Annotated in this window: 18 protein-coding genes; 11 read left to right on the top strand and 7 right to left on the bottom strand. The window is 56.7% G+C overall.

Annotation, left to right across the window (positions count from 1 at the left end; all coding sequences use genetic code 11):
* The first annotated feature begins 44 nt into the window (after positions 1-44).
* Genes B7364_RS15355 through B7364_RS15340 form a run of 4 tightly spaced genes read left to right on the top strand, consistent with a single transcriptional unit; the run spans position 45 to position 2,185 of the window.
* Positions 45-701 carry a hypothetical protein gene (locus B7364_RS15355; protein ID WP_157893737.1) on the top strand — a complete coding sequence of 219 codons (657 nt, stop codon included), beginning with the start codon at positions 45-47 and terminating at the stop codon, positions 699-701.
* On the top strand, positions 698-1,321 hold the full coding sequence (locus B7364_RS15350; protein ID WP_085340916.1) for a GNAT family N-acetyltransferase: 624 nt from the start codon (positions 698-700) through the stop codon (positions 1,319-1,321). The genes B7364_RS15355 and B7364_RS15350 overlap by 4 nt, the downstream gene beginning before the upstream one ends.
* 2 nt (positions 1,322-1,323) lie before the next feature.
* A complete protein-coding gene (locus tag B7364_RS15345) occupies positions 1,324-1,890 on the top strand; it encodes an isochorismatase family protein (RefSeq protein ID WP_085340915.1) in 567 nt (188 codons plus the stop codon).
* A 1-nt stretch (position 1,891) separates the two neighbouring features.
* Complete coding sequence (locus B7364_RS15340; protein WP_085340914.1) at positions 1,892-2,185, top strand: hypothetical protein; 294 nt, start codon at positions 1,892-1,894, stop codon at positions 2,183-2,185.
* A 12-nt stretch (positions 2,186-2,197) separates the two neighbouring features.
* Here B7364_RS15340 and ggt read toward each other — a convergent pair whose 3' ends face one another.
* Positions 2,198-3,898, bottom strand: coding sequence for a gamma-glutamyltransferase (gene ggt, locus B7364_RS15335; protein ID WP_085341021.1), 1,701 nt, complete (start codon positions 3,896-3,898; stop codon positions 2,198-2,200).
* Positions 3,899-4,038: 140 nt separating this feature from the next.
* Here ggt and phbB point away from each other — a divergent pair, with 140 nt between their 5' ends.
* Positions 4,039-4,761 carry an acetoacetyl-CoA reductase gene (gene phbB, locus B7364_RS15330; RefSeq protein ID WP_085341020.1) on the top strand — a complete coding sequence of 241 codons (723 nt, stop codon included), beginning with the start codon at positions 4,039-4,041 and terminating at the stop codon, positions 4,759-4,761.
* Between the two features lie 72 nt (positions 4,762-4,833).
* On the opposite strand, the gene metK is transcribed toward phbB, so the two are convergent.
* Complete coding sequence (gene metK / locus B7364_RS15325; protein WP_085341019.1) at positions 4,834-6,030, bottom strand: methionine adenosyltransferase; 1,197 nt, start codon at positions 6,028-6,030, stop codon at positions 4,834-4,836.
* A 112-nt stretch (positions 6,031-6,142) separates the two neighbouring features.
* On the opposite strand from metK, the gene argE reads away from it, so the two are divergent.
* Positions 6,143-7,324 carry an acetylornithine deacetylase gene (gene argE / locus B7364_RS15320; protein WP_085340913.1) on the top strand — a complete coding sequence of 394 codons (1,182 nt, stop codon included), beginning with the start codon at positions 6,143-6,145 and terminating at the stop codon, positions 7,322-7,324.
* On the opposite strand, the gene B7364_RS15315 is transcribed toward argE, so the two are convergent.
* A complete protein-coding gene (locus B7364_RS15315; protein ID WP_157893736.1) occupies positions 7,321-8,805 on the bottom strand; it encodes an efflux transporter outer membrane subunit in 1,485 nt (494 codons plus the stop codon). The genes argE and B7364_RS15315 overlap by 4 nt on opposite strands.
* A 96-nt stretch (positions 8,806-8,901) precedes the next feature.
* On the opposite strand from B7364_RS15315, the gene B7364_RS15310 reads away from it, so the two are divergent.
* The 3 genes from B7364_RS15310 to B7364_RS15300 are packed head-to-tail and all read left to right on the top strand — an operon-like array spanning position 8,902 to position 14,193.
* Positions 8,902-9,573 (top strand): TetR/AcrR family transcriptional regulator, encoded by a 672-nt coding sequence (locus B7364_RS15310; protein ID WP_157893735.1) that lies wholly within the window; start codon positions 8,902-8,904, stop codon positions 9,571-9,573.
* Positions 9,563-10,930 carry an efflux RND transporter periplasmic adaptor subunit gene (locus tag B7364_RS15305; protein ID WP_085340911.1) on the top strand — a complete coding sequence of 456 codons (1,368 nt, stop codon included), beginning with the start codon at positions 9,563-9,565 and terminating at the stop codon, positions 10,928-10,930. The genes B7364_RS15310 and B7364_RS15305 overlap by 11 nt, the downstream gene beginning before the upstream one ends.
* Positions 10,931-10,941: 11 nt before the next feature.
* On the top strand, positions 10,942-14,193 hold the full coding sequence (locus B7364_RS15300; protein ID WP_085340910.1) for an efflux RND transporter permease subunit: 3,252 nt from the start codon (positions 10,942-10,944) through the stop codon (positions 14,191-14,193).
* A gap of 69 nt (positions 14,194-14,262) precedes the next feature.
* On the opposite strand, the gene B7364_RS15295 is transcribed toward B7364_RS15300, so the two are convergent.
* Positions 14,263-15,714, bottom strand: coding sequence for an AMP nucleosidase (locus B7364_RS15295; protein ID WP_085340909.1), 1,452 nt, complete (start codon positions 15,712-15,714; stop codon positions 14,263-14,265).
* 96 nt (positions 15,715-15,810) lie between these two features.
* On the bottom strand, positions 15,811-16,785 hold the full coding sequence (cysK, locus tag B7364_RS15290; RefSeq protein WP_085340908.1) for a cysteine synthase A: 975 nt from the start codon (positions 16,783-16,785) through the stop codon (positions 15,811-15,813).
* Between the two features lie 154 nt (positions 16,786-16,939).
* On the opposite strand from cysK, the gene B7364_RS15285 reads away from it, so the two are divergent.
* Together B7364_RS15285 and B7364_RS15280 are read left to right on the top strand one after the other, a co-directional pair.
* Positions 16,940-18,445, top strand: a complete 1,506-nt coding sequence (locus tag B7364_RS15285; protein WP_157893734.1) for an ATP-dependent DNA helicase — start codon at positions 16,940-16,942, stop codon at positions 18,443-18,445.
* A gap of 39 nt (positions 18,446-18,484) precedes the next feature.
* A complete protein-coding gene (locus tag B7364_RS15280) occupies positions 18,485-19,213 on the top strand; it encodes an acid phosphatase (protein ID WP_085340906.1) in 729 nt (242 codons plus the stop codon).
* Here the strand turns inward: B7364_RS15280 and ppc are convergent, their stop codons facing one another.
* Positions 19,214-21,895: a phosphoenolpyruvate carboxylase gene (gene ppc, locus B7364_RS15275; protein ID WP_085340905.1), complete on the bottom strand. Its 2,682-nt coding sequence runs from the start codon at positions 21,893-21,895 to the stop codon at positions 19,214-19,216.
* Positions 21,896-22,011: 116 nt separating this feature from the next.
* Complete coding sequence (locus B7364_RS15270; protein WP_085341017.1) at positions 22,012-23,061, bottom strand: HpcH/HpaI aldolase/citrate lyase family protein; 1,050 nt, start codon at positions 23,059-23,061, stop codon at positions 22,012-22,014.
* Positions 23,062-23,077 lie beyond the last annotated feature (16 nt).

Genomic DNA, 23,077 nt, shown 5'->3' with positions numbered 1-23,077 from the left:
GTGTCACCCAATAAGCCGACTAAACCACAATCACCTAGGGATCTATGGCGCATCATTTCATCCGCACAAACTTAGAAGTTCGAAGCCCTATGGAAGCCCGGACGACGATGGAACGCATTGCCCGCGCTGCGGCTGACTTTAATGTCCACGCTCTTTCGGGGTCGCGGTTGATTGAAGGGCGGTCCTTGGCTGTAGGCTTGATCGGCGAACCGATCGCAAGCTTGGAGACCATGGTATGGGTCCATGCGCGAACCAAGCTTGGATTGTTAGGCATCACCCATGCTGGTCTCGCTGACGAAACAGATCCCACTGATTCAAGCCCGCTATGTGGCCTCTTAGGCATTGTTCCGCTCACTGCGGCGGGGAACCAAGCTGTCCTGACCGATCATTTTGACGCCGTCAGCCCAGACCCAAACCATATTTGCACGCTTGAAGACGAGCCAATCGGCATTTTTGGGTGGGGGATTGCTGTTTCTCGGCACGAAGCGGCCCGGCTCTTGGTCAATCTGGGTCTTTTCATCTCGCAGCACATCGTGCCGCACGCAGACTGGTATGCGCGTGCAGTGACCGATGATGGCGCAAGACTTCTGATGGGCCGCATGAATCTGGGCCCCCTGGAAGGTACTAAAATCGGCACACTCTACATGCCCTCATACCAAAAGGCCGAAGCGCTCTCTAACCAGACCAGAGGTGTTGCATGATCCCACCTACACGTGTCCCAGAACGGCTTGTTCCCAGTAATGGGCCTAACTGGGAAATCAGAGTCGCCCATCGGCTCGACGAAATCATGCAAGTCATTTCGCTTCGGGCGATTGCCTATATGCATGAACAGTCCTGTCCCTACGATGAAGAAATTGATGGAAACGACTTCGCAGGCGCTACCCATCTGATCGCCAGACTGAATGGTGAGCCGGTAGGTTGTGTGCGGCTTCGGTGGTTTGCAGATTTCTTTAAGGTCGAACGCGTTGCGGTTCTACCGCGCTATCGCAAGTCTGGTCTGGGTGCTTCCCTATTAGATGCGTCCTTCGAATTGGGTGCCAAAAAAGGCTACACGCACGCCCTGGGCCATGTCGAGCCATCGATCGTGGGCCTTTGGCAACGCGCTTGTGGCGTGAATCCTCGCCCAGGCCGGGCCAATCTTGCCTTTTCCGATCATGAATATGTTGAGGTTGAGAAATTTGTGCCCAAGCGGTCGGACTCGATCCACGTCGATTCGGACCCAATGATTCTCTTGCGTCCAGAGGGGGAGTGGGATCGGCCCGGCATTTTGGACCGATCCAACGAACGATTGATTCCATTGAGAACAGCAAGGCAAGCCTAACCATGTTTTCCCACAGTTATGCGTATCCGGGGCCAAAAAACCAAATCACACCCCTCCTCATGTGCAATGACCTCGTTGTGGATGGCCATGTATCGGAAGAGCCGGCCTCTTGGCGAACCTGCATCCACAACAGCATGTTGATCCTTGCCGAAGCGCGAAAGCGGGGCTGGAACATCGTCCATGTCTACCGACAAGATCGGCCTCCCAATCCCATTCCCAGCTTGCGGCCACAACCTGAGGAGCCGGTCTTTCAGTGCCGGGGACCGTCCGCTCTATCGTCGGCGGCGCTTCGTGATTTCCTTATGATGAGCCAAACCGACGAGATCATCCTCATTGGCCGCTCTATGGTTCCCAATTGCTTGGCGACAGCAGTTGCTGCCGCAGACTTGGGCGTGTCGGTTTCGTTGGTTGCCGATGCAGTTTCCTACCCAGCAGCCGATCTCGACAGTTCGTCGGTCTCCATCACGCATGCCGCGAGGCGTCTCATCCCTCAATTTGCCACCATGACCAGCACGGCGAAGCTTTTACAGCTTCAGTCCAGCCTCAGTCTGTTTGTCTCTGGAACCTGACATGACCACCCTGTCTATCGCGCCAAGCCTAAATGATAATCATGACGAGGCGTCTGGCACAAGCCAAACCACGCGCCCGACAGTGGCGTCCGGGCTCCCAAGTGAGCCCGTGTTACGGGTTATGCGTACTGCCCTACAGTGTTTGGGTCCCCTCGCTCCGAGCGATGCCATGGTTCTGTCACGCATGCTCAACCGACTTTTCGAAATCGAAGATGATGACGGGATCAGCGTCGCCATTAGCCATGCCCACGAGCTGGCCGAAGTTTTGCAGATGCAACAGCCTGCCGCACGCTAGGCCAAGGCCAATTTAGCTTGGCGTTACCCTGCCTGCACCGCGTGCCCGTGGATCAGGCGAAACGATAGGCAGGCGGCCTTGCACCTGAATCGCTGCAATATCGCCATTAAAATTCTGCGCTTCGATCCGATAGCCACGGCGTTCCAGTTCTTGGCGCAGTTCTGGGCTGGCTGGTGCATAAGGTTCTGTGAAGATGGTGTTTTCCGGCAAAAGTTGGTGGTGATAGCGGGGGGCATCCACCGCAGCCTTCAAAGGCATTTTATAGTCGAGTGCGTTGAGGAGCACTTGGAAAACGGTTGTGATGATACGTGACCCACCGGGCGAGCCCAACACCATGACCGGCAACCCATTCTGCATCAGGATCGTGGGTGTCATGGATGACAAGGGGCGTTTAAAGGGCTGGATGGCATTCGCATCCCCACCAACCACCCCATATTGGTTTGCCACACCGGGTTTGGCAGAAAAGTCATCCATCTCATTATTTAAGAGGAAGCCTGCTCCTTCGACCACCACGCCCGAGCCATACCAGCCATTCAGCGTATAGGTGTTTGAGACCGCGTTTCCATCGGCATCGACAACGGAATAATGCGTTGTCTGTGGCTTCTCCAGACCGGGCCGGATTTGCTCGGTGGGGGAAGGAAATTGTGGCTGGACACCTTTTGCGCGTGCTTGGATATAGTCCTCCGCTAGCAAGCGCGCGACAGGCACTTGAACAAAATCGGGGTCACCAAGATAGGCAGCGCGATCGGCGAAAACGCGCTTCTCGAGCTCCGCCAAGAGGTGAATATAGTCTGCAGAATTGTGCGCCACATTGGCAAACAGATCCGCGCGCGCTTCCTTCATGCCCAAGAGTTGCAGCAAAGCGATCCCGCCCGAACTTGGCGGAGGCGCGCTGATGACGTCATAGCCGCGCCACTTAGAGGTAAGGGCGGTGCGCCAAACAGGGCGATAGGCCTCCAAATCAGCCAAGCTGATGAGGCCCTTCTCCTTGCCCCGATACATTTGTGCCACGATCTGGGTCGCCACGCGGCCTTGATAGAAGGCAGCCGGGCCGCGCTGCGCAATTGCTTCCAGCGTATCGGCAAGTTCTGGTTGGGTAAAGGTCTTGCCTTCCGCCATAGCGCCGAAATAAGCGCCAAAATTGGTATCGCGCCCTAACTCAGCGAACGCTTCCTGATAGATGCGGATCATTTGTGCCGGTGGCACAAAACCATCGCGCGCCAAGCGGACTGCCGGGGCAAGGACGCGCGCCCAAGATAGTTTTCCAAATCGGCGATGGGCGGCAAAAAGACCAGCCACGGTGCCAGGCGTTCCTGCGGCCAGATTGCCAACAAGGGTGCTTCCGGGGCGCACCTCGCCCTGTGCGTCCAGATACATGGTGGGCGAGGCCTTGCCCGGCGCGGTCTCGCGATAGTCTAAGAAATAGGGCTTGCCCTGCATGACCAAAGTCATGAAGCCGCCCCCGCCAATATTGCCCGCCTCTGGATAACTGACCGCCAGGGCGAAACCGATGGCGACGGCTGCATCCACAGCATTGCCGCCGGCTGCCAAAATTTGTGCGCCAATCTCTGCCGACGGCGTATCAGCTGTCGCCACGGCCCCAGCCTTAAGGGCGCGACGGCCTTTGGCAGTGCCGGCCTCTGGCAAGATAAGCGCACCCGTCGCGCCTAGACCTAAGCCCCACAAAGTTTGACGACGCGAAATCTTCGACATGGCGTTTACTTTCTTAGAAACATCCGAATGGTGGTAACCCATCACATTAGACTGCAGTGCGACATAAAAACAACTTCCAAGCCGCTTGAGTTTCGTTAGGGTGCCTCCAAAAGAAACACATGACGGTGGGTGAGGGAAACATGACTAAAGTTGCAGTTGTTACAGGTGGGTCGCGTGGTATCGGCGCGGCGATTTCTATTGCCCTGCGCGATGCCGGATATAACGTAGCTGCCAATTATGGTGGGAATGACGAGGCTGCTGCCGCGTTTTCTGCCGAAACAGGCATTGCGACCTATAAATTTGATGTTGGCGACTATGATGCTTGCGTGGCGGCCATGGCCAAGATCGAGGCCGATCTTGGTCCAATCGATGTTCTTGTGAATAATGCGGGTATCACGAAAGACGGCTTCTTCCATAAAATGTCGCCAGAGCAGTGGCGCGGGGTCATTAATGTGGACCTAGACAGCCTGTTCAATTGCACGCGCCCGGTCATCAATGGCATGCGGGAGCGGGGTTACGGCCGCATTATCAATATTTCGTCCATCAATGGTCAAAAAGGCCAAGTCGGCCAGGTGAATTATTCAGCGGCCAAGGCCGGTGTGATTGGCTTTACAAAGGCTCTGGCCCAAGAAGGTGCCGCAAAGGGTATTACCGTCAATTGCGTTGCGCCGGGCTATATTGCGACAGAAATGGTCTCGGCCATGAACCCTGAAGCTTTGGCAAAAGTAAAGGCGGGGATTCCGTGCGGCCGCCTTGGCGAAAGCGAAGAAATTGCGCGCGCTGTTGTGTTCTTGGTGGAAGATCCGGGCTTTATCAATGGTTCAACCCTCACCATTAATGGCGCACAATATATCGCTGGCTAAACCTGTCCAATAGCTACAAAAAAGGGCTGTCAGGCCAAACCTGACAGCCCTTTTTTCGTTTTGAAGCTATGCTTAGCTCAGCAAGTCTTTCAAGCTGTCAACCAAATCGGTCTTTTCCCACGAGAAGCCACCATCGGCGTCCAGTGCCCGGCCGAAGTGGCCATAGGCCGCGGTGCGGGCATAGATGGGTTTATTCAGGTCCAAGTGACCGCGAATGCCGCGTGGTGTCAGTTTCATCAATTGTGGCAAGCGTGCTTCCAATTTGTCGAGATCGCAACGTTCGGTCCCATCGCAATTGGCATAAATGGACAGGGGCTCGGCCACGCCGATGGCGTAGGAAAGCTGCAGCGTGCAGCGATCTGCCAGACCGGCTGCAACCACATTCTTTGCCAAATAGCGGGCAGCATAGGCAGCCGAACGGTCCACTTTCGTGGGATCTTTGCCAGAGAAGGCACCCCCGCCATGGGGGGCTGCGCCGCCATAGGTGTCGACAATGATCTTGCGACCGGTCAAGCCGCAATCGCCATCAGGCCCACCAACGACGAACTTGCCCGTTGGATTGATGTGCCATACGCAATCGCGGTCGATTGGCAGAATGTCGCCCAAAGCGTTGCGAATATAGGGCTCTACAATTGCGCGAATGTCGTCGCTGGTCAGGGTTTCATCCAAATGCTGGGTCGACAATACAATCGAAGTTGCTGCAACAGGCTTGCCATTTTCATATCGCGCCGTGACTTGGCTTTTCGCGTCGGGGCCCAACATAGCCAGCACCCCACTTTTGCGCGCATCGGCCAGATCTTTCAGGATCTTGTGGCTGAATTGAATTGGGGCCGGCATCAGTTCTGGGGTTTCATTGGTGGCATAGCCAAACATGATACCCTGATCGCCCGCGCCTTCTTCCTTATTGCCGCTGGCATCAACGCCCATCGCAATATGTTCAGACTGGCCATGCAACAGCACTTCAATATCGGCATATTGCCAATGGAAGCCATCCTGGGCGTAGCCAATATCCTTGATGGCCATGCGGGCCGTATGGGCGATCAGGTCTTCGGTAACGGTGTCGGTGCCGCGGAATTCACCCGCGATAACAACCCGATTGGTAGTCGCCAAGGTCTCAGCGGCGCAGCGCAAGGCCCAAGGATCCAATCCTTCCGCAAGTGTATGACGGAAATACAGGTCAACGACTTCATCCGAAATCCGGTCGCAGACCTTGTCTGGATGTCCTTCAGAAACGCTTTCAGATGTGAAAAGATATGACGCTCGGGCCAATGGTCTACTCCGGATTGAAATTTCAGGATATAAATACATGTTTATATCTTGAAATCAACTTAACCACCGAAAGAATTGGCCTAAACGCTGCGGCCGTGGCAGAGTGACTCACATGACCCGATCCAAGAACCTAACAGATACTATCGAGATTTTGACGGCGCTGGTCGGATTTGACACCACGTCGCGCAACTCAAATCTAGAGCTAATTGAATGGGTTGAGGCCTATGTCGCGCCTTTGAAACCGCAATTGCGGCGTGTTCCAAATGCGGACGGCACCAAAACCAATCTGATCATAAGCTTCGGGCCGCTTACAGCCCCCGGTGGGGTGGTTTTGTCGGGCCACACCGATGTTGTTCCCGTCGACGGGCAAGATTGGACGACCGATCCGTGGACTTTAACCGAACTTGACGGCCGGCTTTACGGTCGTGGCACGTGTGACATGAAGGGCTTTGCAGCCTGCGCTTTGGCTTTGGCCCCTGCGATGGCGCGGGCTAATCTGATAGCCCCGATCCACATCGCGCTTTCCTATGATGAGGAAATCGGGTGTCTGGGCGCGCCCTCCTTGGTAGAGGTTCTCAATCAGCATTATGCCAAGCCTGCGGCGGTTATCATTGGCGAGCCGAGCGATATGGGTGTCGTTTCCGGGCAAAAGGGTTTGTCGACGTTTCAAATTGAAATTACGGGACGGGCGGCCCATTCCAGCCAAGTGCAGCAAGGGGTCTCTGCCATTATGGAGGCAGTTCCCTTATTGGCCAATCTTCGCGCCCTAGCAGAGGAATTGAGGGCCAAAGCCCCTGAAAGCAGCCCGTTTGAGCCATCGGGTACCACGCTTACCATCGGCTTGATTGATGGTGGCACAGCCTCCAACATTCTTGCCCAATCGTGTAACATTACGTGGGATATGCGCTTTGAGCTTGATGACGATCCCAATGTACATGAAGCCAAAGTTGCGGCTTGGGTGGCCGAACTTGATGCCTCAATAAAGGCGCGGGCCCCAGAGGGTGGTGCCCGCATGATGCGCCGCTCGCTGTCACCGGCGATGGCCCCAGAGACCCATGGAGCGGCGGAAGCTTTGGCGCGGGCTTTGACAGGAGACAACACCACCCGGGCTGTTGCCTACGCAACCGAAGGCGGCATTTTCCAAGGCGGTGGACTATCGACCGTAATCTGTGGCCCCGGCTCTATCCTCCAAGCCCATCAGCCCGATGAGTTTATCGAAATCTCCCAGCTGGCCGCCGGATGCGACTTCATGGAGCGTTTGGTAAAGCGCTTATCGGCCGAATCGCGAGACTAGATGCCGGGTGAACCTGCAAACGTCCGATAGAGGCCAATCGCTGCATCGCTCAATTGCGCCTGATTGGCCAAGCGGGCTTGGCGGGCACTGGCGAGTGCACTTTCAGCTTCCAAGCGGTCCTTGAACGACACAAGACCGGCATTAAAGCCTGCCAAGGTGGCGTCAAAGCGCACTTGGGCGGCCTGTTCGCCCTCTATCCCGGCTTTCGCGCGCGCTAGGGCTTGCCCATAAGCCGATAAGGCATTCTGTCCTTCCGCGATCGCATTGAGCGTCGTCGACCGATAGGCCAAAAGCGCCTGTTGGAACCGGGCGTCGGCCGTTTTCAAGCTGGCGCGTCTTTGGCCAAAATCAAATAGGGGGATGGAGATTGCGGGGCTTGAACTGCCGCGTTGAACCGTTTGCGCCAGCGGGTTTCCGGCCAAGGACGACAAGCTGGTAATCGTGCCAACGATCGATAAGCTGGGGTAAAGATCGGCGCGGGCAATCCCTACGGCCGCCGCCTGCAGAATGGCATCCTGCTCAGCGCGGGCAACGTCTAAGCGACGACGGACGAAATTGGCAGGTACGGCATCAACCAGTGGTGCTTCGGCACGGAAAGTAAAGTCTTTGACCGGGGCCAAAGTCTCATCAAGCGACCCAGGAACCACGCCGCGCAGGATCGCAATTCTGTCCAAAGCAGCGCGAACCCGCAGTTCCGCATCGGGCACACGTTGGCGAATTTGGGCAGCTTGGCCTTGCGAGAGACCTTTGTCTGCCAAGGAAATCAGGCCAGCTGCCTCGCGGGCATGAGCGATCGCTGCCAGTGAATCGGCGCGCGCCAAATCTTCTTGAAGATAGGCTAAGCTCTGCTGGGCATTGCGCAGATCAATATAGGCCGCCGCCAAATCCGCAATTATGGCGATCTTCGCAGCTTCGAGCGAGGCTTGAGCGCCTGCTTCATTGGCCTTTGCCCCAGAAAGGGCAGAGCCAAAGCGGCCAAACAAGGGAACTTCCCATGTGGCACGCAAAACCGCTTGCCCGGTCGTTTGCTGTTCTACGGCGGTGCCAGTCGCAGAGGTCAGCTTGGTATCGCCCATGGCATAATCGGTGTCAGCCGTCCCAACTGCGGTCAGGCGTGGCGCGAAACCCGCAATGGTGGCGCGCCCATTATTGCGCGCCTCAATCAGGCGTTGGTTGGCTAACTGCACCGAAATGCCTTCGTTCAATGCTTCACGCACAAGCTTGTCCAAAACAGGGTCAGCAAACTGTGACCACCAAGCGGCACTCTCTCCCGCAGGAGCGGGGGGCATATCGCGGAAAGCGTCTGGCAGCGTGCTGACAGGATTTTTGACCTTAGGCGCACCTATGCCCGGAAAGCCAACCGACCCGCCCGTGGCGCAACCGCCTAACAAAATCAGGACAGCCAGACTTCCGCTGAGGCCAAGCCTGCGGAGATTCTTCTTGTTGGCTGACATCTGAAACCCAAGTGCCGACGTAGACATGTTGTCTCCACAAAATGATGTTTTTTCGCTCCACCGCTTGACCTCGGGAGCAAGGCCGCATAATGCGAACGAACGTTCGCTATCGGAATAGGACTTATGTCGCGCACCGTCAACCCGTTGAAAGCTGAGATCAGACGTCGAGAGATCTTGGATGCAGCTCAAGCTTGCTTTGAGCGGCGCGGATTTCATGCGACCTCGATGGATCAGATTTGTACCGAGGCGAATATTAGCCCCGGTGGCCTTTATCGTTATTTCCCTTCCAAAGAGGCGATTATCGCCGCCATGGCAGATGATGAGCGCCGCACGGCAACTTTGGCTTTTGCCGAAGTGCGGGCGTCAGACAATTTTTTGCTGGCACTGTCAGAGCTATGCGAAAAATTTGCCGAGGCTTATGCCGAGCCTAATCGGGCGGCCTTTGCCGCAGAACTGATGGCCGAAGCGGTGCGTAATCCCAAATTTGCCGCGGTGGCGCGCGAAGCTGAGACCAAAATTCGTACCGAAATCACAGCTTTGCTGCGCGCGGGACAAGAATTGGGACACGTCGAACCCACATTGGATCCGGCCGAAGCGTCGGCGGTTCTGATGGCGGCGGCAGATGGCTTAGGCCTGCGTATGACCTTTATGAACGACTTCACTGCGGAAGAAGCCGCCCAAGCGCTGAAGAACTTGGTTCTGCGCTACCTCAATCCGGCTTCTACCCCAATCCAAATTCCCTCCCCTACCAAAAACTCGGTAAAAAAGCCGATTGGAGCTTCTAATGACGCGTAAAATCCAAGCTGTATCCTTCGCGCTTATCCTTGTCTCATCCTTGGGCTTGGTTGGGTGTGGCAACACAGGTGACGCAAAAAAAGGCGAGGATGCGAAGAAGACGTCTGAGGCCAAGAAAAAGGAAGGCGGTCGTATGCCGCAGGCCGTGTCCGTCGCCCCTGTCGAAGTTAAAAGCTTCATTGGCCGCCTGGTGGTCGCAGGCCAAGTTCAAGCCGTGCAAGAAGCCCGCGTCTTTCCAACATCGTCTGGCGCGCGTGTTATTCAGATTATGGCCGATGCGGGTGACCGTGTTGTTGCTGGCCAAGCCCTGGCCCGCCTCGACGCCCGCCAAATCAATGCTGATAGCGAATTGTTAGCCGCGCAAGTGCGCCGCGCCCGCACATCCTTGGCCGAAGCCGAAGTTGGATTGACTGCCGCGCGCCAAAACTTGACGCGCGCAGAAACGGGACCGCGCGAAACCGCCCTTGACACCGCTGCAGCTCAAATTGCCTTCGAACAAGCAGAGGCCGAATATCAACGTGCGCTTTCGATTAAGGGCGAAGGGGCGCTTTCGGTTGAGCAATTGGAGGCGCGCCGGGCCGCAGCCCGCGCCGCGGAAGCTCGGTTGCGCACCCAAAAGGGTGATATCAATGCGCTGCTTGATAGCCGTCGCCAAGCCGTTGCCCAAGCAGCAGCCCGCGTCGGTGCGGCGCGTGCGGATTTGGAAGTGGCCATTGCCCAGCAAGCCCAATCAAATTCGCGCCAGAATAATGGCTTGATCACGGCCCCGGTCGCCGGTCAGGTTATCTCCCGTTCCGTCAATGTTGGCGAAATCGCCGGTTCAACTGGCCAGCCTATGTTTGTCATTGTCGCCAATGACGCTTTGGAAGTCGCAGCTGAAGTTCCTGAGTCTGAAATCAGCCGTCTCAGCCTCGGTATGGCAGCAGAGTTTAACGCGCCTGACGGCTCTGTGGTCACAGGGTCTTTGCGCCGCCTGCCAGCTCAAATTGATCCGCAACGCCGCACCGGTCTGGCCCGCTTCACTTTGGCGCCAAACCCAGCGGTGAAGTCCGGCGTATTTTTGACGGGCAATGCCTCCTCCCAGCCACGATCGGTGACAGCCGTTCCTGCCACAGCATTGGTGTATGGACGTGACGGGGCTTCCGTCTTTGTCCTGCGAAACGACAACACGGTCACCAAGGTCAAGGTTACACTGGGTTCGCGCGAAGGGGCTTCGGTTGAATTGATTACTGGTCCGCCGGCTGGCTCCCTGGTCGTTACCGCAGGCTCTGCCTTCTTGGCAGAAGGCGAGAAGATCAACCCGATTAAGGCCGCCGCCAAGGCGCCGGCTCAACCCGCAACTCTCCCCAAGAAGTGAGGTAAGTCGTCATGCGCAATATTTCTTCTTGGGCCATCAAAAACCCAATTGCCCCAATCCTCTTGTTCTTCATGCTCACCATTATGGGCATTGGGGCCTTCTTTAAGCTGCCGATTAACTCCAACCCAGACATTGAATTCCCGGCCTTTACGGTCTCCGTGGGTCTTCAAGGCGCGGCACCGAGCGAACTCGAAAATCAGATTGCGACAAAGGTCGAAGGGGCTTTGGCCTCGATTGAGGGCGTCAAGAAAATGACGACCACCTTGGTCACGGGTAGCTCAAACACGTTTGTTGAACTGCAAATCGGCACGGACATCTCAAAAGCGGTGGACGATGCGCGGGCCGCAGTTTCGCAAATCCGCTCAGACCTTCCAGATGGGATTACTGAGCCACAAGTCGCCCGGATTGATTTCAACGATCAAGAACCCTTGGCAATTTACTCGGTGCGTGGCCCCGACATGCCAGCTGAAGATATCTCTTGGCTGATCGACCGAGAGTTTAACCGCCAATTGCTGGCGGTTAAAGGCGTTGGGCGGGTAGAACGCTGGGGCGGCGCAAACCGCGAAATCACTGTCGATTTGGACCCTGCGCGCCTCACCGCCTTTGGTGCGACCGCAGCACAAGTCAGCCGTGCGTTGCGCAGCCAGAACATCGACTTGCCAGCGGGCAAATCTGAATCTGGCGCGGGTGAGCAAACCATCCGGGCATTGGGTTCGGCCAAAACAGTCGACGAACTCCGCAAGACCCCCATTGTCTTGAGTGGGGGGCGTGTCGTGCGCCTGTCTGATATTGCGGATGTCCGCGACGGGTCGAGCGAATTACGAGGCATTGGCCGGTTTAACGATCAGCCTGTCGTTATGTTCCAGATTTTGCGCTCCAAAACGGCCAGCTCTCTGAAGGCTTATGATGCCGTGAAGCTGAAGATTGAAGAATTGCGCAAGGCCTATCCAAACCTCATTATCGAACCTGTCTTCACCCCAACCGATTATGTCCAAGAAAGCTTTGACATGTCGATGGAGACTTTGTTTGAGGGGGCCCTGCTTGCGACCTTAGTGGTGGCAGTCTTCTTAGGCGGATGGCGACCTGTCATTGCCGCTGCCGCTATCATTGGTTTTGGTCTGGTTGGCCTTGCATGGGTGTTGAAAACGACCACAGGCGTCGTCGTCTCAAAAACTGCGCTTCTTGCTATTGGCACGGTTATTTTGGGGATCGTAACTTTCGTCATCAAAGACGGGCGAGCGACTTTCTTGGCGGCAATCGCCATCCCCTTGTCGACCATTCCAACCTTCTGGATCATGAGCCTGTTGGGATTTACACTCAATGACGTGACGCTCTTGGCGCTTGCTTTGGTGGCCGGCATCTTGGTCGATGACGCGATTGTGGAGATCGAAAACATCATTCGCCACATCCGGATGGGCAAGTCTCCTTATTCTGCCGCCTTGGAAGCAGCCGACGAAATTGGTTTGGCGGTGGTGGCAACTACGGCAACGATTGTGGCGGTGTTTGCGCCCGTATCCTTCATGACCGGCATCGTTGGGCAATTCTTCAAAAGCTTTGGCTTGACGGTCGCGGTTGCGGTGCTCTTCTCGCTCTTGGTTGCCCGTTTGATCACGCCACTGCTCGCGGCCTTCATCCTCACGCGCTCTCCGCCTGAGCATGAAGGGGAAGCTGGCAAGCGCTATATCGACTTCCTCGAAATGGCCTTGCGGAACCGGTGGAAGACTGTTGGCGTCGGCCTGGCTGTCATGGCGGTTTCGATTGCCATGCTCAGCTTGGCGCCTAAAACCTTCACGCCAACCATTGACCAAGGCTTTGTGCAAATGCGCATCGACTTACCGCCAGGTCTCTCGCCTGACGAAGCCGACGCCCGAGCGCGCGAGGTTGCGGGTCTTGTGATGGATCGGCCTGAAACCAAATCGGTTGTGCAGAGCGTCAACGGTGACTTGACGGGGGCTACTTACTTTATCTCGCTTGTCGATCGCAAAGAGCGTGACATCTCCCAGCAGGCTTACGAGAGCGAACTTCGCAAAACGGTTGGCATGGTGCCCGGTATTCGCGCCCGCTTTGGCGGGGGTTGGGGCTCTGGCGGCTTGTCGATCAATTTGACCTCTGATGACCCAGACGCTTTGGCGGCTGCGACTCAACGGGTGATGAATGAAATGCGGAAAAAGCCTTGGGCCGTTGATTTACGTTCCTCGGCCGACTTAACCCGACCCGAGCTGCATATCGTGCCGAAGCGGGAAGAGGCTGCACGCCTTGGGGTGTCGATTGCAGAAATTGCGACGGCGTCGCGCTTGGCGACCACGGGCGATATTGAGCTCAATCTTGCTAAGTTTAATGCTGGCGAGCGTCAGATCCCAATTCTGGTCCGTCTGGCACGGGAAAACCGAGCGGATATTGAGGCCATCGGGGCCTTGCGCGTGAATACTGCCAGCGGTGAAACTGTACCTTTAAGTGCCGTGGCTGACATCCAGTTTGGTGGCGGTGAAGCTCGTATCACACGGGAAGACCGCCAGCGCGTGGTGACGATTTCCTCTGGTCTTGCCCCTGGCAAGCAGCTTGGCCCCGCCTTGCAGGAGTTGCAGAAGGAAGACTTCTACAAGAATCCGGGCCCCGGTGTGAAAGTGAAGCCAGACGGCGACGCCGAAGAGCTGGGCGACATGTTCGGCCAGTTTGCAGGTGCCATTGGCCTTGGCATTTTGCTGATCTACTGTGTGCTGGTGCTGCTGTTTAAGGACTTCCTGCACCCGATTACAATTTTGTCGGTCATACTCTTGGCCCCAGCGGGTGCCTTTATTGCGCTGGGTCTGGTCAAGGAGCCGCTGTCGCTGCCAGTGATGATTGGTCTCTTGATGCTGATCGGGATCGTGATCAAAAACTCAATCCTGCTCGTCGACTTTGTGATTGAAGCCCAGCACCGCGGTGTGCCGCGTCATGCGGCCTTAATCGATGCAGCACGCAAACGGTCACGCCCGATCGTCATGACCACGATTGCCATGATCGCGGGTATGGTGCCGGCTGCTTTGACAACTGCCGGTGCGGGTGCGTTCCGGCACGGGATGGCGATTGCGGTGATCGGTGGTTTGACCTTGTCGACGGTCTTGAGTCTGATCTTTGTGCCTGCCGTTTATACACTGATCGATGATCTTGACCAAAAGGTGAAGCGTTTCTTCTCCAAGGTGCCCACGGTCACCAGCGAAGAAAAGGCGATTGCCTTGAAAGAGGAAGTCGAGCGCCGCGCCAGCCAAGCAGCTGCGGAATAAAGAGCGCCCAGCCAACATACTAAAGGGGCCCCGACGGGGCCCCTTTTTTCGTTTTCGGTACCGAAAGGATCAGCGGAAGGGCGGCTCGTCAAAGCTGCGCAGCTTGCGCGAGTGTAGTACCACTCCATCGAGCCGCATCTTTTCAATTGCTGCGATACCAATCTTCAAATGCTCCCCAATGGCGCGCTCATAGAAGATGTTGGCGGTACCCGGCAGCTTGATCTCCCCATGCAATGGTTTGTCGGAGACGCACAACAACGTGCCATAGGGTACGCGGTGGCGGAAACCTTGGGCGGCAATCATGCAGCTTTCCATATCGACGCCGATAGAGCGCGAGATATTGATCAAGCGCCGTTCCCGGCCCCAATAAAGCTCCCAGTTCCGGTCCGAGAAACTCACCACCGTACCGGTCCGTAGACGACGCTTCAGCGCTTCGCCGCTTTCGCCAGTTACTTCCATGGCGGCTTGTTGAATCGACATTTGCACTTCGGCAATTGGCGGAATGGGCACGTCGGCGGGCAAGATGCGGTCAAGCACTTCGTCCTTGCGCAAATAAGCGTGGGCCAAAACATAGTCGCCAATACGTTGGCTCTGCCGAAGGCCACCACAATGGCCCACCATCAACCAACAATGGGGACGCAATACGGCCAGATGGTCGGTGATATTTTTGGCGTTCGAAGGGCCCACGCCAATATTGACGAGGGTAATGCCTTGGCCGTCTTTGGTCGTGAGGTGATAGGCCGGCATTTGATACTTGCGCCATGGGCTGGCCGCAACGCGTCCTTCTGGATCATCGTTCAGATTAGAGGCGTCAATCGTTACCCCGCCCGAACAAATCAAGGAATCATACCGCCCGCCTTGGCGAATCTGATCAATTGCCCAGCGCACAAATTCGTCGACATAGCGCGCATAATTGGTGAACAAAATCCAAGGCTGGAAAGCCCGCCACTCTGTCCCCGAATAATGGGTGAGGCGTTTCAGCGAATAATCGACCCGCAAGCCATCATACAAAGCCAAAGGTCTAGGCTGGCCTTGTACGATTTCAAACTCGCCATCGACAATTTCGTCGCCGACGGCAGTCAATTGTGGGGTTGGGAACCAGCGCGCCAATTCTTGAGGCGGCACATCACCGACGCCAAGGTCGGTTACCCCATCGATCACATAGGAATAGGGCATCTCGGCATCGGATAGGCCGACCTCAACCGTCGCCCCATATTCGCCAACCAAGGGCTCGAGGTTTTCAAGCAGATACTCGGTGAATAAAGCCGGATGGGTGACCGTGGTTGTATAGACGCCAGGCGCATTAAACTTCGCATAGGCGCGTTGTGACACAGGCGGCGGACCGTCCGGGGCGTAGGTTACGCGGATTTCGGGATAGCGAAAGCGCGCCCGCTCTTCTGGTGTGGGAGGGACCCGGGTTTGAACAAACCGGGCGAGGGCATCGTGCAGGGCCTGAACGGAAGCTGCGTGGATGTCTTGAAGCCTATCAATCGCTTCTTGTGGAGATTTGCATGGAAACATGGCCACATCTGGCTGTTTGAGGCCTGCTTGTCAATCTCAAGCGTGTGACAGTGGCGGCCCGCGACCTCAAATCCACGTTGCGGACCGCTAGATGGTTTAGCCAATGCCGTCAAAAAGCGCCGAGGAAATATAGCGCTCGGCAAAGCTTGGGACGATAAATACGATCCGCTTGCCAGCATATTCCGGGCGTTGACCCAATTTTATCGCCGCAGCCAAATTAGCTCCAGTCGAAATCCCGCCGGGCACGCCTTCGATCCGGGCGAGGTCACGGCTGAAGTCAAAGGCCTCTTCATTGGTGACGGTGATGACTTCATCAATCACCGACCGGTCCAGAACTTCGGGAACAAATCCTGCGCCAATGCCCTGAATTTTGTGCGGCCCGGGTGCGCCACCCGATAAGACAGGGCTGCCTGCGGGTTCTACCGCAATGATTTGGATGCCGGGATGGCGTTGCTTCAAGATTTGACCGACGCCGGTAATCGTGCCGCCTGTGCCCACGCCCGCCACAAAGGCATCGACTTTGCCTTCGGTATCAATCCAAATTTCCTCTGCCGTGGTGCGGCGGTGGACAGCTGGATTTGCGGGGTTCACAAATTGGCCGGGAATCAGGGAATTTGGTGTTTCTTCAACCAATTGCTTAGCGCGCGCGACTGCACCCTTCATCCCTTCTGCACCCGGCGTGAGGACGAGTTCCGCACCAAGGAACGCCAACATTTTGCGCCGCTCTAACGACATTGTTTCTGGCATGACCAAGATCAGGCGATAGCCGCGTTGGGCCGCTACAAAAGCCAGGGCAATGCCGGTATTGCCTGAGGTCGGCTCCACCAAGACAGAGCCCTCTTTAATCAAGCCGCGGTTTTCCAATTCCTCAATCATCGACACGCCAATGCGATCCTTCACCGAGGCGATAGGGTTGAAAAATTCCAGCTTGCCCAGAAGTTCAGCCTTTACGCCATACTTGGCAGCGATCTTGTCTAGGCGTACCAAAGGCGTTGCGCCGATTGTCTCTGTGATGTTTGAGAAAATCCGGCCTTGTGCGCGTGTCGCGGGGCTAGCTGCATTTTGGGTCATGTTTCGTCCTCACTTGTGTCCGTGCATATAACACAGGAGGTGCGACTTCAGTGCGCGAGTTACAAGTTAGAATTTCTAATCGATACATATGGGCGCAGTGTCGGCTTGACGCAGCAGCCGCACCCACCGAAGGAAGAGGTTGAAAAGGTCACACGTGAAGACAGTGCGGGAAATGGCATTGCGGGGCGGAATCGCGCGTCTGGTGGATACCGGACGCGGTTTTTCGGCTGTGCTGATCCGCAATGGAACCATTGTTGCCAAAGTTGATGATGCCGATGGGGCTATGGCCATGGCGCGGCTGCAAGGGGGGCATGGGCGGATTGAAAGCCCGGCAAAAGCCGTCGCCCACTCGCTTGACGACGGTCCTTACCGCGAAGTGGCAGAGCGGATTGAAAAGGCAGAAGGCGGCGTATTTCTTACGGGCCGCGCCGGGACCGGCAAAACCACCTTCCTCAAAGCCTTTATGGATGAGACAGACCTCAAGGCCGCGATTGTTGCCCCCTCGGGTATTGCGGCCTTGAACGCTGGGGGCCAGACGATCCATTCCTTGTTCAAGTTACCGCCGGCCATGATCCAGCCTCAAGATGTGCGTCGCGTCCGCGAAGGGCGGATGTTGAAGGCGCTCGATCTTCTGGTGATTGACGAGATTTCGATGGTGCGTTCGGATTTGATGGATGCGATTGATCGATCCATGCGTCTGCACCGCGGGGTCGCAAGACCTTTTGGCGGCGTACGCCTCTTATGCGTCGGCGACAGCGCGCAATTGCCACCCGTCGTCAGCCGCGAGGATGAACCCATCCTCGAACAGTGGTTTGGTGGGCCTTATTTCTTCGACGCGCCCTCGGTCAAATCCCTTTCTTGGACGTCGATTGAGCTGTGTCAGGTGTTTCGCCAATCTGATGCTGCCTTTCTCGGCCTCTTGGACCGGATGCGGCGCGGACGGCCAACGATGGAGGATGCAGAGCTTTTGGACTCTCGCGTGGTGGGTGAACCCCCGCCCTTTTCTGACAAGGATGGCGACGGGGCAATTGTGCTGACCACCACCAATGAAGCGGCTCGCCGGATCAATGATCTGGAGATGGCGCGCCTTTCAGGGCCCGAAGCTTCTTATGGAGCCAAGGTCGAAGGCCAGTTTGATGAACGCATTTTCCCAACCGACAGCGATCTTGTGTTGCGGATTGGCGCGCGGGTTATGCTGTTGCGCAATGATCCCGACAAACGCTGGGTCAACGGCACGTTGGCGACGGTGGTAGACCTTGGCAAAACCTCTGTCTTTGTGCGCATTGGTGGCCGTGTTCATGAGATCGAGCCCGCCGATTGGGAGCGTTATGTGTACGAGCCCGATCCAGAGGGCGTTCCCCAACGCAAGGCAGTGGGTGTATTTCGGCAAGTGCCGCTGCGGCCCGCTTGGGCCTTGACCGTCCATAAAGCCCAAGGACTGACTTTTGATGCCGTCCATGTCGACTTTGGCCGTGGTGCCTTTGCCCATGGGCAGACTTACGTTGCGCTGTCGCGCTGCCGCACCTTGGAGGGCCTAACGCTGTCACGCCACTTGCGCAGGACCGATGTTCGGGTTGATGATGCAGCCTTCGCCTTTGCAGATCGGGCGGTTTATGCCGATCTTGGCGCGTTTCGGGTTGGCCGGATCGAGCAGGATTAGAGCAGTCAGGGTGCAAGGATCGCGCCAAAAGGAGTTCTGATGTTCATGCGTTTCCCATCCTTTGCTCGCCCGTCGTTAAGCTGGGCGCTTGCCGGCTTCATGCTGACTTCGGCAGTGATCAGCTGCGCCCGTGCCGACGACATCAAGGGTTATCTCCCCACAGCGGTAGCGGTCGCCAATTTCCCAGCGGCACCCGCACCTGGTTCAAAGGTGGATCTGGATGATCGCGCCGCAGCGCTGGACCTGCAAGCCAAGCGCACGCCCGATCGCGTCGCCCTCGCCCAAGCCGATCAAAAGCTCGACGTCTTCTCCGCCTTTGGTTCCGTGCTGGGCCCGCGGGTGACGGCTGAAAGCGCCCCAAGCCTTGCCCGCTTAATGGCCCGTGCTTCCCGAGATGTGGGTGCAACGGTTCTGCCCTTTAAAGAGCTTTACAAGCGCCCCCGCCCACCCTTGGCTGATCCCGCCGTAACCCCCTGTGTCCGTTTGCCCGAAAATGGCTTGAACTCTTACCCCTCTGGCCATGCCATGTGGGGCGCGATGGTCGCAACGCTCCTCGCAGAACTTGTTCTCGCCAAAGCAGAAGCCCTGAAAGCGCGCGGGCTGGATTACGGCCTTAGCCGCGCGGTCTGCGGCGTGCATTACCCCAGCGATGTCGCCGCGGGCCAAGCCCTTAGCGCCGCGCTATTGGTGGAATTGCGCAAGGATCCTACGTTCAAGGCGGATTATGAAGCAGCAAAGGCCGAACTCGCAGCTCTTCTAAAGCCCTAATCAGCCCGTATTGCGCAGGCCGGCGGAAATGCCGTTGATCGTCAATTGAATGCCTTTTTTAACGGTTTCGGCCTGAGATTCATCTTGGCCTGCGCGCAAGCGTTTGATCAATTTCACCTGCAACAAGTTCAGTGGATCGAGATAGGGCATGCGTAAGCTGATCGAGTGGGCAAGTGCTGGATTATTTCCCACCAGTTCCGCCCGCCCGGTCACAAGCTCTAAGGCTTCCAATGTCTTGAGCCATTCCGCTTTAATGCGGGCGAAAATAGCCTTTGCCATCTCTTGGTCGTCCACCAATTCACTATAGCGGCGCGCAATTTCTAAATTGGCTTTGGCTAGGACCATTTCGATGTTGGAAACAAGATTGGCGAAATAGGGGCTGGATTGATAGAGCGCCTTAAGCTCACCCGCCGCCGATGCCCCCACGGCTTCTTGATAACCCGCAATGGCACTACCAAAGCCATACCAACCTGGCAGGTTGACGCGCGCTTGCGACCAACTGAACACCCATGGAATGGCACGCAAATCTTCAATCCGACCCGACGCGGTACGGGCGGCAGGTCGGCTGCCAATTTTCAGGTCGACAATCTCTTTTAAGGGCGTCGATTGGTGGAAATAGCGCGCAAAATCAGGGGTATCATAAACAAGGCTGCGATAGGCTTTGAAAGCCAAATCACTTAAGCGCGGCATGATCCGGCTTAAGGCTTCTTCTTGCGCTTGGTCGACTGGATGAAGCGCTGCCTCAAGGCTTGCCCCCACCAAAGTTTCCAAAGACACCCGCGCGCTATCTGGATGGCCATACTTTGAGGAGATAACCTCCCCTTGCTCGGTCACCGACAGGCCCGATTCCATACTGCCTGCGGGAAGGGCCGCAATCGCATCCCGGGACGAGCCGCCGCCACGACCAATCGAGCCGCCGCGACCATGGAAGAAGCGCATGGTGACACCTAATTCCTTGCCCAAAGCGACAAGCCGACCAATGGCACCGCGCACTTCCCAATTGGCCGTCAGATAACCGCCATCCTTATTGCTGTCGGAATAGCCAATCATCACTTCTTGCACCGGATTGGTGGCGGCACGTGCGCGGACGACTTCAGGCAAGGTTAGCCAGGTTCGCATGATGGCCTCGCTGGCCTGCAAGTCTGCAATGGTTTCAAACAAGGGTGCGATGGCAATTTGCGGGCTGGGATCAGGCGATAGTTCAAACAGCCCACCTTCTTTCAGCAAGAGGGCCACTTCCAAAAGATCAGACACACTGTCGGTCTTGGACACGATGACGCGTCGCAAGACTTCTTCGCCCACCGCGGTGCGGATGGCGCCGGCTTGCCAAAACACTTCCAATTCTTTCAGCGTTTCTGCGCCATATTTGGCATAAGGCGTGGTTAGATTGCGGGGTGAACGCCATTGCGCGCGCAATACCTCAATACGAGCCTCCTCGGTCAGGCTCGCATAATCGGCCTCAATGCCTGCAGCGGCCAGTAATTCGCCAATCGTGCGCTCATGCACGTCCGAGTTTTGGCGCAATTCCATCTGGGCGAAGTGGAAGCCGAAGACTTTCACGCCCGTGATCAAGCGCGCGAGACGTCCATCGGCGACATCGCCTGCTGCATGGGCCCGTAGAGACCCGCCCACGATCTCAAGATCGGCAATCAATTCGCTGGGGCCTTGATAAGCTAAGGCCTCCAAATCGGTCGGTCGGGCAGGGGGTCTTTTGGTTATCGCCTGATAGGTTGCGGCCAAACGGGCATAAATGCCCCTGATCGCCTGCCGATACGGCTCGTCTGCGCGATGGGGGGAAGCATCGCGCCCGGCTTCTGCCAAACGTGCCAAGTCGGGTGAAACGGAGGTAAGTTCAGTCGAAATCGACAATTCACTGCCCAACTGATGCAATTCTTCCAGAAAGGAGCTTAGCAGCAGGCTCGCATGCGACATCACCGCATGGGTTAGGGTTTGGGCATTCACAAAAGGATTGCCATCGCGATCCCCACCGACCCAAGAGCCAACCCGCAAAATCCCCGGCAATTCCGTGCCTAAACGCCGTTCTAGCCGGCGGATAAGGTTGGGCATTTCTTTCAAGAAGGAACGACCCAAAACGCTCGCGACATTGGCGATTTCGTCGGCTACTTCAATGCGTTCCCCGCGCAGCACGCGGGTTTGCCACAAGAGCCGGATTTCGCGGCGTAACCGCTCGACCCGCATGTCGCGCCCATCCACGAGATCAATCCGCGCGTCTAATGTGTCAGAGATCGCAGCTTCCCGGTCCAGTACGCTTTTGCGGCGCACTTCGGTGGGATGGGCGGTGAGGATGGGGGCTATAACCATTTTGGACACCACATCAGACACATGCGCCACGCTCAGCTCTGGCCGTGTGTTGAGGAGTGCCAACGGGTCTTGGCGCACGGCTTGGGTGCGGCTGACATAGTCATCAGCCAGATTGGCTAATTGCGAAAACACGCAAAATCCGTGGATGAAGACGAGTGTTTCATCCAGCTCTAGGCCATCCAGCAAGCTGACGGTAGCACCTTGCGGTGCCTGGCCGCGATATTCGCGCACCGATTCGGCGCGAATGGTTTCAATGGCCTCAAACAGGGCCTCGCCATGCTGATCCTTGATGACCTCCCCCAACAGGGCACCTAAGTCTTTGATTAAGTCGCGGGCGGACGCTGGATTAGTATCGGGCATGCCGCCATTTGACGGCAAGTTTCCTTTAGGGCAAGGCCATGACTGCGTTGCCCATTGGTACAGCTGCAGCCGCCTTTGGGGCGAGCAATGGCTGCCCGCCCGACAGGCAGGGCCGACTAAAAGCCGTAGGCTGCGGCCATATCTGGATCTTTGGCGGCAACCAGTTTGGCGCTATCGACCATCACTTTGGCTTGTTTCCAAGTCGCGTCATCCTGCATTTTTCCGTCCAGCATGGCCACCCCACTGCCATTGGGCATGGCTTCTAGGATGCGCTTGGCGAAGGCGATTTCCGCGGGATCGGGGCTGAAGACTTTCTTTGCAATAGCAATTTGGTCAGGGTGAAGAGACCACGCCCCCGCACAGCCCATAATGAAGGCGTTGCGAAATTGCTGCTCACAAGCCTCAAGGTCCTTAATGTCGCCAAACGGACCATAGAAGGGTTTGATACCGGCAGTTTGGCAGGCATCGACCATCTTTGCGAAAGTATAATGCCACAAATCCTGCTGAACGCTGACCCGGGCGCTGCCGTCCGCATGGGGGTCTTCCACCACGCGATAGCCCGGATGACCCCCGCCCACGCGGGTCGTCTTCATCGCGCGGCTGGCGGCCAAATCGGCTGGGCCAAGGCTGATGCCCTGCATGCGGGGGCTGGCTAGGGCAATTGCATCCACATTGGCCACGCCTTCAGCAGTTTCCAAGATCGCGTGCAATTGGATCGGGCGGGAAACGCCTGCCTTGGCCTCGAGCTGGGCGAGCAATTGATCCAGATAATGTATATCCCAAGGCCCTTCGACCTTGGGTACCATGATGACGTCCAGTTTGTTACCAACTGCGGCGACAATTTCCATCACATCGTCCAGCATCCAGGGACTATTGAGGCAATTGATACGGGTCCACAGACCGGTCCCCATCGCAGCAAAATCAGTTTCGCGCGCCATCTCGATAAACCCAGCCCGCGCGGCTTCCTTCGCGTCTGCCGGGATCGCATCTTCCAAATTGCCCAGAATGACGTCTACGCCTTTGGCCATCTCTGGCACTTTCGCGCGCACTTTTTCCAGATGTGGCGGCACAAAGTGGATCATCCGCTCCACCTTTATCGGCAGGTCACGGTAAGGCGCAGGCGCACCAATGGCGAGGGGTTTGAAGAAGGCGCGGGGAGTTTTCATGAGCATGAGTTCCATA

It is taken from the genome of Aquidulcibacter paucihalophilus (assembly GCF_002105465.1).
In the GTDB taxonomy this organism is placed as follows: domain Bacteria; phylum Pseudomonadota; class Alphaproteobacteria; order Caulobacterales; family Aquidulcibacteraceae; genus Aquidulcibacter; species Aquidulcibacter paucihalophilus.
This window is presented reverse-complemented; position numbering and strand designations above follow the sequence as displayed.